Source organism: Occallatibacter sp., from assembly GCF_049582745.1.
Taxonomy (GTDB): Bacteria; Acidobacteriota; Terriglobia; order Terriglobales; family Acidobacteriaceae; genus Telmatobacter.
Window position 1 is genome coordinate 99,112 of the sequence record NZ_JBAUUO010000148.1, and the last position, 12,798, is coordinate 111,909.

Genomic DNA, 12,798 nt, shown 5'->3' on the forward strand with positions numbered 1-12,798 from the left:
CCTTCACGGCGTTACCTTATCCGGGAAGTTCTTCTCAAGTTCGATGTGGCGTACCACCACCTCGACCCCGCTGGTTGAACGAAGGTGTCGTGCGAGCTGTTCCGCAAGAAACACCGACCGGTGCTGTCCTCCCGTGCAGCCGAAGGAGACCATCAGGTTTGCAAAACCACGGTGTTGATATGCGGATACGCTCGCATCGACGAGCGTCTGCGCGTGCGTGAAGTATTGCTGCACGCTTTCCTGCTGGTTGAGGTAGTCGATGACAGCAGAATCCCTGCCGGTAAGTTGCTTGAAGCGTTCTTCCCGCCCTGGATTCGGGAGGCTGCGCGCATCAAAAACGAATCCACCGCCGTTTCCTGAATCATCGGTCGGCATCCGGTGATGGAACGAAAAACTGAAGATCCTGACTGTAAGGCTGGTTGCGCTGGGCGCGAGTTGTTGAAGCTTCTCAGACGAGAGCATGCCCTGAAACGCGTCCATAAGCGCAGGCAGCGCTATTGGCAACTTCACATTGTGAGCGAGCCAGCGGAGGTTCTTGAGGGCATAGGGAACGCTTTGCAGGAAGTGGGGTTTACGCTCGTAGAAGCCACGAAAGCCGTAAGCTCCCAGGGCCTGCATGATACGGACGTAAACGTAAGCATAGTAGTGCTCCATGAACGCGCCGCGATCGACCGGAATGAATCCCGACAAGCTGTCGAGGTAATGATCAAGGAGTTCCTGTCGCAATGCGGGAGGCAGGTCTGCCTTTCCATCGTAGAGAAGAGAAGCGATGTCATATTGGAGTGCGCCTTTGCGGCCTCCCTGGAAGTCGAGGAAGTACGGCTGTTGATCGCGGAGCATTACATTGCGCGATTGGAAATCGCGATAGAGGAAGTAGTCGTGCGGAGCAGCGAGCAGAAGCTTGGTGAGCCGGTTGAAGTCGTTCTCGAGGGCTTGCTCGTTGAAAGGGATTCCGGCTAGACGGAGAAAGTAGTACTTGAAGTAGTTCAGGTCCCAGGCAATCGACTGGCGATCGAAGCTGGAACGCGGGTAGCAGACCCTGTAGTTCAGATCGCGTCCAGCCTCCACTTGAAAGCGCGGCAAGGTAGCAACGACTTTTCGGTAGGCGTCGAACGCGGCAGTCGCAATGACCTCGCCGGTGCGATGTGTGCTGAGGAAATCAAACAACGTGATGTCCCCAAGATCTTCCTCGATGTAGGCGTTGCGAGGCAGATCCTCAGCATAGATTTCCGGCACCGGCAGCCCATGTTCGTGGAAGTGGCGGGAAAACTCAAGGAAGGCTACATTCTCTTCGCGAACCGGATAAACAATGCCGATGGCGCTCCCGGCCGTTCCGACGAGACGGACAATGGTCCGGCCCGAACCGCCGAGTTGTCCCTGCAGCGGCACAATGCGGTCGGCGGGTGACCGGAAATGCTGTTCGTAGAGTTGTTTAAGAACTTCCATCGTTGTGATTTCGCTCAGATCGCGGTTGCACTCTAAAGATAACGCACAGAGTCGGACCGGGAAGTATCGACCGCGCTTTTCTTTCTCCTTGACAGCTTAGGAGAAGCGAAGCTACTCTCCTAACCATATTAGGAGGGACAGTGAACGATCAGGCACAGCTATTACCCGGCACACTGGATCTGCTCATCTTGAAGGCTGTCTCGCTGGGGCCGCTGCACGGGTATGGAGTTTTATTGCGGATCGGACAGATCACGGGTCAGGCGCTGCTGGTAGAGCAGGGAGCGCTGTATCCTGCGCTGTTCCGATTACTGCGTCAGGGATTGCTGAAGGCGAACTGGGGAACGTCGGAAAACAATCGTCGCGCGAAGTTTTACGAGATCACCGCGACGGGGCGCAAACGGCTGCGCGAGGAGCAGGACGGTTGGAATCGGCTCGCCGTGGCGATGGCATCAGCGTTGGGAGCACGTCCGGAGGAAGTATGAGGTTTCTCCAGTGGTTTCGTTTTCAAATTGCGAATCTGTTTCAGCGTTCTGAAATGAATGCAGAGGTCGAAGAAGAACTCCGGTCGCACGTGGCACATCGCGCCGATGATCTGGAGCGGACCGGCATGAATCGTCCGGAGGCAGAGCGGTGCGCACGCATCGAGCTTGGCGGGCGTGAGAAATACAAGGAGGAGATTCACCACGCGCTGGGAGGGAACTTTGTTGGCGCCTTTCTGGCGGACGTGCGATTTGCTTTGCGCATCTTGCGCAAATCCCCAGGATTTACGTTTGCCGCCGTCGTGACGCTTGCGCTCGCAATTGGCGCGAACGCAGTTGTTTTTGGGGTTATGGATGGATTGATTCTGCGACCACTGAATGTGCCTCAGTCGGAAAGTCTGTACGGAACCCAATACGGAAATAATCCGACGTGGCAGTCATATCCAAACTATCTCGATCTACGGGATCGTAACCGCAGCTTCGAGGAACTGGCAGCATTTAACTTTGCGCTGGGCGTAGCTCTCGACACGGGCAAGGATGCAACAGTATCAAACGGCTTTGCGACGACGGGCAATTACTTCGACGTGCTGCGCGTTCGTCCGTATATTGGCCGATTCTTCCACGCCTCCGATCTGCACGGTACGAACAGCGCTCCGTATGTGGTGCTCACATGGGCGTATTGGCACAGCCGTTTTCACGACGATCGAGACGTGGCTGGCCGTGCAGTGCTGCTGAACAAGCATCCATACACCGTCATTGGTGTCGCAGAGCCTGGGTTCCGGGGATCTCTGATGTTTATCTCTCCCGATTTCTTTATACCGATCGTCAATCAGGAGCAGTTGGGAGGAGGAGGAGATCCAAACGAGCGCAGCAATACAGGCGGGCTTTTTGAGACATTTGGACACCTGAAGCCGGGAGTGACTCCGGCGCAAGCTATGGCCGATGTGGATGCTGTGAGCGCGTACCTGGAGAAAACCTATCCCAAACAGATTGCCCACAAAAGCACGGTAATCTCCAAGGTTGGCCTGACATCATTCAGCTCTGGAGTGCACGCATTCGTGGCTGGTTTGACGCTGTTGGCCGCCTTGATTCTGCTGGCTGCATGCGCGAACCTGGGCAGTCTGTTTGCCGCGCGCGCTGCCGACCGCTCCCGGGAAGTGGCGTTGCGCCTGGCGCTAGGTTCGAGCCGGAATCGGATCCTTCGGCAGCTTTTGACCGAAGCGATATTGATTTCACTCGCAGGCGGCAGCGCAGGGCTGCTGGGCGCCCAGGTGTTGTTACGCTGGCTGAGCGTGTGGGAACCGATTACCGGGGCTCCGATTCATCTGCCCGTTTCTCCAGACGCAAAGCTCTACTGGTTCGCCCTCGTTGTGGCCGTGGCGAGCGGACTCCTCTTCGGCATTGTTCCCGTACGCCAGGTAATGCAAGCCAATCCCTATGAAATCGTGAAGGCCGGATCGAGCGCGAAGATGGGGCGGCGCGTCACGGTGCGGGACGTGTTGCTGTCGGTCCAGATTGCAATTTGTGCGGTTCTCGTCACATCCTCACTGGTTGCGGTGCGTGGCCTGGTGCGCTCGTTGCACAGCAATCTGGGTTTTGAGCCGCGCAATACGATGCTGGCGGGCGTGAACCTGGCGACGGCCGGCTACAGCGGCGACATGGTTCCCCAGATGCAAAGACGCATGATCGATGCGATGCGGACCATTCCCGGTGTGCAAGCGGTGGGACTGGTAAACGGCTACCCTCCGCTGGTATATACCGCCGGTACCAGGGTGAGTGCGTTCAAGCAGGAGACCAGCGATCTGAAGCCGTCGAATGCAGCATGTATGCCTTACCGCTATGATGTATCGCCCGGATACTTCGAAGCGGCCGGCACAAGTTTGCTGGCGGGGAGGAGTCTCTCGTGGGCTGACGACAAGGACGCCCCGACGATCGCCGTCATCAATCGCAATTTTGCCGAAAGGATATTTGGATCGGTCAACAATGGAATCGGCAGAAATTACAAGTTGCAAGATGGGACCCGGGTGCAGGTGGTTGGGGTTGTCGAGGATGGTAAGTACCAGGTTCTCACGGAAGATCAGCAGCCGGCGATGTTTCTTCCGTTTCTGAAAGCGCCAATCAGTTCAGCCTATCTTGTCGTTCGCTCGGCCCGCGATCCGCAGCAACTGGCAACGGCCATGAGGAATAAGATCCGTGAATTGGATGCAGGGCTGCCCGCCGACATCCAGACGTGGCAAAGATTGTTGGAGACCGTTCTATTTCCTTCTCGGGTGGCGACGATGGCGCTTGGGGTTCTGGGTATGATGGGCGCGATGCTTTCCATCACCGGGATCTTCGGGATGGCCGCGTATTCGGTGAGCAAGCGGCTCAAGGAGTTGGGAATTCGTGTGGCGCTGGGGGCGCAGCGCAAAGAGCTGCTTTCGGCGGCGCTCGGTCGGGCAGTGAGACTACTGACGATAGGTTCCGCGATAGGGCTGGTGTTTGGATTGCTCGCTACAAAGGTGTTGTCGTTCATCGTGTACCAAGCTACCCCGCGCGATCCGGTCGTGTTGGCGGGGGTAGTGCTTGCAATGGCGTTCCTCGGCCTGGTGGCGACGTGGATTCCGGCGCAACGCGCATTATCCGTGAATCCCCTGGTGCTGTTGCGCGAGGAGTAATCCATGGCGAGTCCCGTCCGATAAACTTGATCTGTTCTGCCTCCAGCGTGAATATGCGGGGATGCATTGAAAGAGGCCAGGTTGAGGACAGGGAAATGGCTGGAGAGGCTAGTGGCAGTTGCTGTGCTCCTGAGCGTGGCGGCTACGAGCCGGGCGGATGCCAATGTCCATACCAATCCTGAGAACCTCGACCCGCAGGTGCGAGAGGCATACCACTACTTCTATTTGCTGGATTATCCGGCCGCGGTTGAGCGGTTTGAGCGCTTTCACGAGGCGCACCCCGGCGATCCTCAGGCGGCGGCTCTCTTGCTGAATGCCGTGGTGTTTCAGGAGCTTTATCGCGAAGATCTGCTGGATACAACGTTCTATGCCAACGATGGATTCCTGACTGGTAAACATGCCACCGATGAGGATCCGAAGACACGGGACCGCATTTTTGCGCTCGCCGATGAAGCCATTCGCGAAGCGGACTTGCGTGTACGCAAGAATCCCAACGATGTGGATGCGTTGTACGCGCGGGGATGGGCGCGGAGTTTGCGATGCACGTATGTCGCGATGGTGGAGCGTGGTTTTGGCGCCGCGTTTCGGCTGGCTTCAAAGGCTAAGGACGACTGTGCGCGTGTTCTCGAACTCGATCCGGACTACCTGGATGCCGAACTCGTGGTGGGCGTGTACCAATACGTTGTGGGCGCTTTGCCGCTGCCTTTCAAGTTCTTGATCGGCTTCATTGGAATTACCGGATCGAAGTCGAAGGGTATGGAGATGTTGCGGGATGACGCACATCGCGGTCTGACCAATAATGTCGAAGCGCGAACGGTGATCGCTCTGTTTCTCCGTCGTGAGGGGAAATACAAAGAAGCCATTGAAGTGGTGCGCAGCCTGAAGCAGCAGTATCCGCGGGACTATCTCTTCTGCCTGGAAGAAGCGAATCTGCGTAAGGATGCCGGCGAAGGGATGGCGGCAGTGCATGCTTACGAGGAGATCGTGGCGGACAGCGAAAAGCCCGGTTACTTTGCCGATGCGAAGCTGGAGCTAACTTACTTCGGACTGGGCGATGCTCTGCGCGGCCAGCGGCATTATGCTGAGGCGTCGCATGCTTACGAGCTGGCGGCATCCTCAAACGGAGTGGGTCCGGAGCTGAAGGTGCGGACCCTGCTCGGGGCGGGGGAATGCAATGATGTGCTCGGCGACAGGGCGGCAGCAGTAAAGGATTACCAGGCAGCCATTGCGGCGGGGCCGAATACGTCGAGGGCCGATACTGCGCGCAAGCGTCTTAAGTCGCCATATCATGGCAATTAGGTGGGGCTTAACCGGGCTGGGTCAGAGGGTTGACAGGGCCAGTTTGGAACCGACCAAGGTAAGTTTGCGTAATGTTATTGTGGAATCGAAGTGCGATTCCCCGGAGGTTGGTCATGCCCTTCTACTGTCAACGTTGTGGAACCTCGTTACCGCCGAGTGCAAGATTCTGCTCGAATTGCGGGAATGTGGTGACGGCTGCTCCTCCGCTGTCAGGCAGGTCGCTGGTGCGGCCGATCGTGGGGCGCCAGATTGCCGGAGTATGCATCGGCGTGGCACAGGCTAATGGATGGGATGTGATGCTGGTCCGCATTCTGACGGTAGTCGGCTTCCTGTTTACCAGCGGGCTGGTGGGAGTTGCGTACCTTGCGGGCTGGATCGGGATTCCCGAGGAGCCAATTGCGATGCCGGGGACCTATCCGCCGGGAGCTTATCCACCGGGAAGCTATCCGCCGAGTACGCCGGGCGGTTATCCTCCCAGCGTATGAGCAAGACGTACGATTCGCACGGGGCAAGACTGAACTATTGGGAAACGGGTGCCGGTCTGCCGGTCATCTTTCTCCATCCCACACCTCTGGACCATGTTTACTGGCGCCCGATGATTGCGGAACTGGGTGAGGTGCGCGCGATTGTGCCGGATTTCCGAGGCCATGGCGCCTCGGAACTGGGAGCGGATTTGCCGGTTGGGGGATTCGCACGCGTGCCGGATGCTCCCGTGCTGAGCATGGGACAGCTGGCGACGGATGTGCTGGCGCTGATGGATCATCTTGCCCTGTCTGAGGCGGTGTTTGTGGGCTGCTCGATCGGCGGATACGTGATGCTGGAACTTTGGCGCAGGGCTCCGTTGCGGATGCGAGGATTGGCGATGGTCTGCTCGAAGCCGCAGGCGGATGCGGAGGCGAACCTGGCAAAGCGGGTGGAGACGATTGCGAAGGTGCGGCGCGAGGGGACTGCTGGCGTATTCGACGGGAACCCGCAGACGCTGATCGGTGCGAGTGCGCGAAAGCGGCGGCCAGAGATTGTGCCGGAGCTGAGAGCGCGGATGACACTGACTCCGGAGGCGCTGATCGCGACACAGGCCGGTCTGGCGACACGACCGGATTCTGTGCCGGATGTCCGTGAAATCGACGCGCCTATTCTGGCGATCTGCGGTGGGGAAGATCCGGGAATCACCGATGCGGAGATGCGAGTGTTTGAGGTGGCTGAAGGTGGATGCGAATTTCACCTGCTGGCAGACGCTGGGCATTTTGCGGCCTACGAGCAGCCGGATAAAGTGGCAGCATTGCTTGCGCCGTGGCTTCAGCAGTTTGAGTTCTAGCGGTGTTGCCCCGAAAGAGAAGCGACGCAATTGCCGGATTGGAATTGCGAGAGTGTGCCAATGCAGATGCGATAGGCTCAAAGCATCTCGTTCGGACCATGGAAGCCTATCTTGAATCCTAATTTGCCAAATCTTCTTCGTCCTTTTCAGCGTAACGACGCGGGCACCGCATTGCATTGCGACGGGGTTTCGCTGAAGACGCTTGCGAGGAAATATGGAACTCCGCTGTACGTGTATTCGGCGAGGCAGATTCTGGAGCGGCTGGAGATGTTTCAGCGGGCGTTTGTGGGACGCGAGCACCTTGTGTGCTATGCGGTGAAGGCGAATTCGTCGCTGGCGATCTTGAAACTCTTGGCGGATCGCGGGGCCGGATTCGACATTGTTTCGGGCGGGGAGCTGGAACGGGTGATCGTGGCAGCGCCTGAGGCGGTTGGGCGCGTTGTGTTTTCCGGGGTTGGAAAGACGGCGCCGGAAATCGACCGCGCGCTGGAAGTGGACATTCTTGAGTTCAATGTGGAGAGCGAGGCAGAGCTGGAGTTGCTGGCGATGCGCGCGCGGAAGTTGAAGAACAGAGCGCGATTCGCGTTGCGGGTGAATCCCGATGTATTTGCGGAGACGCATCCGTACATTTCGACGGGCTTGCGGGAGCACAAGTTCGGGATCGACATTCGCAAGGCGGCGGAAATCTATCGTGCGGCGGCGCGCAACAAGTGGCTGGAGCCGCATGGGATCAGCGTGCATATTGGGTCGCAGATTCGGTCGGCAGAGCCGTTTGGCGCGGCTGTCGAGCGCGTGAGCAAGCTTGCGCAACAACTGAGACGTGAGGGAATTGTGCTGAAGGTTTTGGATGCGGGCGGTGGATTGGGCATCGATTATCACTCCACCCCAGCGACCGCCCAGGGGGCACCCGCCCGTCGCCGGGGACCCCGGTATCACGGTGGAACGGATGGAGCCGATCCGGCGGCGAAGGTGCAGGAGTACGGGTCGGTGATCGAGAAGGCGTTGGCAGGCTTTGACTGCAGGCTGCTGATTGAGCCGGGACGTTTTATCGTGGCGCAGGCTGGGGCGCTGGTGACGCGCGTGCTGAACGTGAAGAAGAATGGGAAGAAGACGTTTGTGATTACCGATGCGGCGATGAACGATCTGATTCGGCCGGCGCTGTACCTGGCGTATCACGAGATCGTTCCCGTCAAGCCACGTGCCGGCAAGGCGCGGGGTGTGGATGTTGTCGGGCCTGTTTGCGAGACGGGAGATTTTTTTGCGCGCGACCGGATGTTGAAGCCTGTCGAAGCGGGCGATCTGTTGGCGCTGCTCGATGCGGGAGCTTACGGCATGGCGCAGAGTTCGAATTACAATTCGCGCTTTCGGCCAGCGGAAGTGCTGGTAGAAGGGAAGAAGCATCGGCTCATTCGCAGGCGCGAGGAGATGAGAGATCTGCTGGCGACGGAAGTGCTTTCGTAAGCAAGGTTCGTTCATGCGATGCAACATGTGATGCCGAGCACGCGCTGAAACTACTGCAAGGTTTAGCCCGTCCTGATAAGGTATCTCGCGGAGGAATTTGCTATGTTTTTTCGTACGCAGGCGTTGTGTGCCTTGGCGGTGACGGGGCTGTTGATGGGACTGGCAGCGAATGGGAATGCTGATCCGTTGAAGGTGAAGACGGAGCTGGGCAAGGTTGCCGGGAAGACGGTCAACGACGGCAAGGTGCGCGCGTTTCTGGGGCTGCCGTATGCTGCGCCGCCGGTGGGTGATCTGCGCTGGAAGGCTCCGGAGCCGCCCGCGAAATGGAAGGGCGAGCGGGATGCGACCAAATTCGGTGCGCACTGCGCGCAGGGTCGCGTATTTGAGGACATGGTGTTTCAGGACGCGGGGCAGAGTGAAGACTGCCTTTTCCTGAATGTCTATACGTCTGCCGATGCGAAGAAGGGCGCGAAGCTGCCGGTGATGTTCTGGATTCATGGCGGCGGCTACTCGGGCGGCGCAAGTTCGGAGCCCCGGCACAACGGCAACTTTCTGCCGTTGAAGGGCGTGGTGCTGGTCACAATCAACTATCGGCTTGGCGTTTTCGGGTTCCTCGTCACAGATGAACTGGCGAAGGAGAATAACGGCGTCGCGGGCAACTACGGGCTGTTGGACATGGTGGCCGCGTTGCAGTGGGTGAAGAGTAACATCGGCGCATTTGGCGGCGACCCGAGTAATGTGACGATCTTCGGCGAGAGCGCGGGATCGTTTGCGGTGAGCACGCTGATGGCTTCGCCGATGGCGCAGGGACTGTTCGCCAAGGCGATCGGCGAAAGCGGCGCGGCGTTTCCGAGTGCATTGAATCTTGGCGGACAGAGCGTTACGGAGCGGGCTGCGATTGACGGCAAATGGGTGGCGACACTGGGTGTAACGAATCTTGCCGAACTGCGCGCGATGCCGACGGACAAGATACTCGATGCCGCGAAGACAAAGGGCGCGACGGGCTTTGCTCCGGTGGTGGATGGAAAGTTCCTGACCGAGCCTGTTCCCGACACTTATGCTGCGGGCAAGCAGGCGCATGTTCCTCTGCTCGCGGGCTGGAATGCGGATGAGGGCAGCTTCATGGCCATGCGGGGCATGACGACGGCGCAGTGGAAGGAGTTGGCGACCAAGCAGTTCGGCGATCGGGCAGAGGAGTTTTTGAAACTGTATCCCGGTGACACGGATGCGCAGGCGCTGCGGTCGGCGGTCGATTTCGGCAGCGATCAGTTCATCGCATTCGGGACCTGGAAGTGGGTGGAGGCGCAGCGCAAGACAGGCGACGCGCCGGTGTACCGGTATCACTTCGAACTGGCTGCGTTGCCGAGCAAGTATCATCCGGGAACGTTCGCTTTCCACTCCGACGATATCGAGTATGTGTTCGGGACGCTGGATACGCGTCCGGGCGAGACGGTGCGGCCGGAGGATCGGCAACTGAGCGAGGCGATGATGACCTACTGGACGAACTTTGCCAAAACGGGCGATCCCAATGGAACAGGCGTGCCGGTTTGGCCGAAGTACGATACGACGGACAATTCGCTCATCCATCTGAACAGTCCGATTACGTCCGGACCCGACACGACGCGCGACCGATATCTGTTCCTGCTGAAGGGCATTCCGTCGATGCGTTTCTAGAGCTACTCTCACGAAGCGGCTTTCGGTTGGGCAATCGGGACGGCTTTCCCAGGTCTCCTCGTCGAGACCTGGGGTTCCGCACCCATCGTTGTGTGTGCAGGTACCCCCTCCCCCACCCCATCTCTGGGAAGAAGTTCGATGTTTTCAGAGGGTTACGGCCGGAACATTGCACGATATATTTCTTTTCAAAAGGTTTAGCCGCAAATATTTCTTGTGAAAAGACTTATAGCGACGCTTGTCTGCTCGACTGGGCGAGTTGGAAAACAACTGGGTTGCTGATGAAGTTTGGACTCATCCTTCCGGCTCCGCGCATCGAAGTCAGACAATCTCATTGTGCAACATTCAGCGGAAATTACCTGCAAATCCAGCCAAAGAGTTTTGCCTTTGAAATCAAGCTCCTGCGGGCGATCCAAGAAAAAGAGACTTGACGAGATTCGGGTAGGTGCCGAGTCGTCCACGATACTCCCCCAACTGCACGATTGTTGCCCTTATCACAGTCAGCGTTCTTTTTTCCTCTTTCTCCTGGACGACAGCGGGGATATTTGCCCTCATTCGCTTTGTGATTTGGGCGATCCTGCTGAAGCATGTGCGCGGATGGGGGCTTCTCTGATTCGGCTTGATCCTTCTTGAGGTCCCAGTGGGCTTTGCCGGGGGATACTTACTTGCTGCCGACCGTCAGCGGAATTTCCAGGGAGCCTACGCGGACGCCAATCATGTCGTGCACGGCGATCCGGAGCGACTGCTCCCCGTTGGGAAGGTCGAGCGCCATCCTCACGGGAATTCCGGTCTTGAGAATTTGCGCATACTGATTTGGATTGAGCGCAAGTTTTATGGCGCGGTCGATAAAGTTCAAGCGCTTGCCGTCGGAGTCGTATGCGACCAGCGTAAATTCGATGGAACCCGTTCGCGTTGCGTCCGCGGATGAATCGAAGATCACCGTGTGCGGATCGACGGCCAGATCCACGATGTAGCGGTGTGGGGAACCCTTCAGCGCGGCGGACAAATCGCCAGCTGGACCTGCGGGGAAATGGGCTTCCTTGAATTCGGGATCTGTCGCCGGCAGTATGCGTGTCTGAAAGAGAACCTGTGTCGAAAGCGGCGCACCGTTCAGGGTTGCCTCGGTCATCAAGCTTGCCTGGTTGAACAAAAGCGAGCCCGGCTTGTCGGGAGGATCGGCATAGTACCCGGTGCGGTATTCAAGGTCGTACTTGCTGTTGTCGAGCTTCACCTTGATTTTGCGGAAGTCTCCATTGAACTTCTTCGACCGGGGAACATAACCGATCGTGTAGTAGCTCTCGCCGTTTTGAATCGCACTGGCAATCGCAGCTCGAAAGCCGTTTGTGTTGAAGAACGCCCTTCCGCCCGTGTCGTGTGCGATTTGTTCCATGGAGAAATGCGAATTTGCGTCGCCGCTCATGGCTGTAGCGTTCATCCTGGCGAATCCTGGTCCTCCGTTAGAAGTACTAAGGCCGTTGTTTGCGGCGTCGAAGCCGGGAAGAGACATGATGCCTCGAGCATCTACCGGGTAGACGGCAATGCGTGCTGCGGAGAGAAGATCGCTGGTTGCGCTGACTTGCTCCGCATAGCTCCGCACGTTCTGCAAGGATTGATTTCCCGGATCCGGGCCGAGTGCAATGGGGAACGAGCCGGAGAACCAGATCAGGTTCTTGCGACCCGGAACCGCGCTGAGATAGCGCGCAAGCAGTTGCATCGCTTGGAGCGTGAGCTGGATGCGCCGGTCGGTCTGCGCAGGACTGACTTCGGATTCAAATTGCTGAATGAGCGCGACGTCATCCGCCGGCGCATGCATGATACCCAGGTTTCCAATCGCGGAATCGAAGGCATTGCCGGCGCTTGTGTCGATTCCCACGGATTTGTTCGGAAGAGTACTGGTACTTTCAAGCGCCTTGGTCAGGTCGTCGATGCTGGATGTGAATCCCTGCACCATGCGCAACCGCGATGCCATCGTGAAGATCGCGAGAGTTGTTCCCGGTGCGATGATTTTGACGTAGGCAATCATCTGCTTGCGTACATACGCCTGATCCATCACCGGAGTATTGAGGCCGTCAAGCAGGAGCACATTGATCGCGCTGCCTGGGGCATGGTTCGGCACGTTGTTGTAGTAATGCGGCGGCAGCGTGTGTTTCGGAGCAGCTGGCTCGACGCCCGAATGCGGCTGATGCTCGTCGAAGAAGCTGATCTGTTGTTCGCGGCCGTTCTCGTAGATGTGGAATTGCCTGGGATCGATCCCATGGACCGCAACGCCCTCGTTGGTGACAACCACATCGACCAGCACCGAGAAACTGGTGGTCCTGAATATGGTCTCCTGCTGGAACTTGTCGGACGACTTCGGCCTGGAGCTTGCCGTCGGAGCGGCTGATTGTGCGTGGACTGCCATTGCCAAACCGCTGACAAACAAAGCGCCTGCCAATTGGGCAACGTGCATCGGAGGACCTCAGCGGGGAAG

9 protein-coding genes are annotated in these 12,798 nt (G+C 58.1%); 7 read left to right on the forward strand and 2 right to left on the reverse strand.

The genetic code is table 11. From position 1 onward, the window contains the following. Nucleotides 1-3: 3 nt before the first annotated feature. The gene (locus tag WCA10_RS21370; protein WP_472824557.1) at nt 4-1,446 is read right to left on the reverse strand and encodes a RapZ C-terminal domain-containing protein; all 1,443 of its coding nucleotides are present in this window, start codon (nt 1,444-1,446) and stop codon (nt 4-6) included. 140 nt (nt 1,447-1,586) lie between these two features. On the opposite strand from WCA10_RS21370, the gene WCA10_RS21375 reads away from it, so the two are divergent. The 7 genes from WCA10_RS21375 to WCA10_RS21405 all read left to right on the forward strand — a co-directional run bounded on the left by WCA10_RS21375 (nt 1,587) and on the right by WCA10_RS21405 (nt 10,331). Further along, nucleotides 1,587-1,928 (forward strand): PadR family transcriptional regulator, encoded by a 342-nt coding sequence (locus WCA10_RS21375; protein ID WP_472824558.1) that lies wholly within the window; start codon nt 1,587-1,589, stop codon nt 1,926-1,928. Then, nucleotides 1,925-4,582 (forward strand): ADOP family duplicated permease, encoded by a 2,658-nt coding sequence (locus tag WCA10_RS21380; protein WP_472824559.1) that lies wholly within the window; start codon nt 1,925-1,927, stop codon nt 4,580-4,582. The genes WCA10_RS21375 and WCA10_RS21380 overlap by 4 nt, the downstream gene beginning before the upstream one ends. A gap of 111 nt (nt 4,583-4,693) precedes the next feature. Next, nucleotides 4,694-5,881 (forward strand): tetratricopeptide repeat protein, encoded by a 1,188-nt coding sequence (locus WCA10_RS21385; protein ID WP_472824560.1) that lies wholly within the window; start codon nt 4,694-4,696, stop codon nt 5,879-5,881. Nucleotides 5,882-5,994: 113 nt separating this feature from the next. Next, entirely contained in the window at nt 5,995-6,366 is a 372-nt protein-coding gene (locus tag WCA10_RS21390) for a PspC domain-containing protein (protein ID WP_472824561.1), read from the forward strand. Continuing rightward, on the forward strand, nt 6,363-7,196 hold the full coding sequence (locus WCA10_RS21395; RefSeq protein WP_472824562.1) for an alpha/beta fold hydrolase: 834 nt from the start codon (nt 6,363-6,365) through the stop codon (nt 7,194-7,196). The genes WCA10_RS21390 and WCA10_RS21395 overlap by 4 nt, the downstream gene beginning before the upstream one ends. 111 nt (nt 7,197-7,307) lie before the next feature. Continuing rightward, on the forward strand, nt 7,308-8,657 hold the full coding sequence (locus WCA10_RS21400) for a diaminopimelate decarboxylase family protein (protein ID WP_472824563.1): 1,350 nt from the start codon (nt 7,308-7,310) through the stop codon (nt 8,655-8,657). A gap of 102 nt (nt 8,658-8,759) precedes the next feature. Continuing rightward, nucleotides 8,760-10,331: a carboxylesterase/lipase family protein gene (locus tag WCA10_RS21405; RefSeq protein WP_472824564.1), complete on the forward strand. Its 1,572-nt coding sequence runs from the start codon at nt 8,760-8,762 to the stop codon at nt 10,329-10,331. A gap of 658 nt (nt 10,332-10,989) precedes the next feature. Here WCA10_RS21405 and WCA10_RS21410 read toward each other — a convergent pair. Then, nucleotides 10,990-12,777 (reverse strand): VWA domain-containing protein, encoded by a 1,788-nt coding sequence (locus WCA10_RS21410; RefSeq protein ID WP_472824565.1) that lies wholly within the window; start codon nt 12,775-12,777, stop codon nt 10,990-10,992. Nucleotides 12,778-12,798: the final 21 nt, after the last annotated feature.

Excerpts from the sequence above, each read along its gene's own strand:
- WCA10_RS21410 (WP_472824565.1), bottom strand. The coding sequence starts at position 12,777 with ATGCACGTTGCCCAATTGGCAGGCGCTTTGTTTGTCAGCGGTTTGGCA.
- WCA10_RS21380 (WP_472824559.1), top strand. The coding sequence starts at position 1,925 with ATGAGGTTTCTCCAGTGGTTTCGTTTTCAAATTGCGAATCTGTTTCAG.
- WCA10_RS21405 (WP_472824564.1), top strand. The coding sequence starts at position 8,760 with ATGTTTTTTCGTACGCAGGCGTTGTGTGCCTTGGCGGTGACGGGGCTG.
- WCA10_RS21370 (WP_472824557.1), bottom strand. The coding sequence starts at position 1,446 with ATGGAAGTTCTTAAACAACTCTACGAACAGCATTTCCGGTCACCCGCC.
- WCA10_RS21395 (WP_472824562.1), top strand. The coding sequence starts at position 6,363 with ATGAGCAAGACGTACGATTCGCACGGGGCAAGACTGAACTATTGGGAA.
- WCA10_RS21390 (WP_472824561.1), top strand. The coding sequence starts at position 5,995 with ATGCCCTTCTACTGTCAACGTTGTGGAACCTCGTTACCGCCGAGTGCA.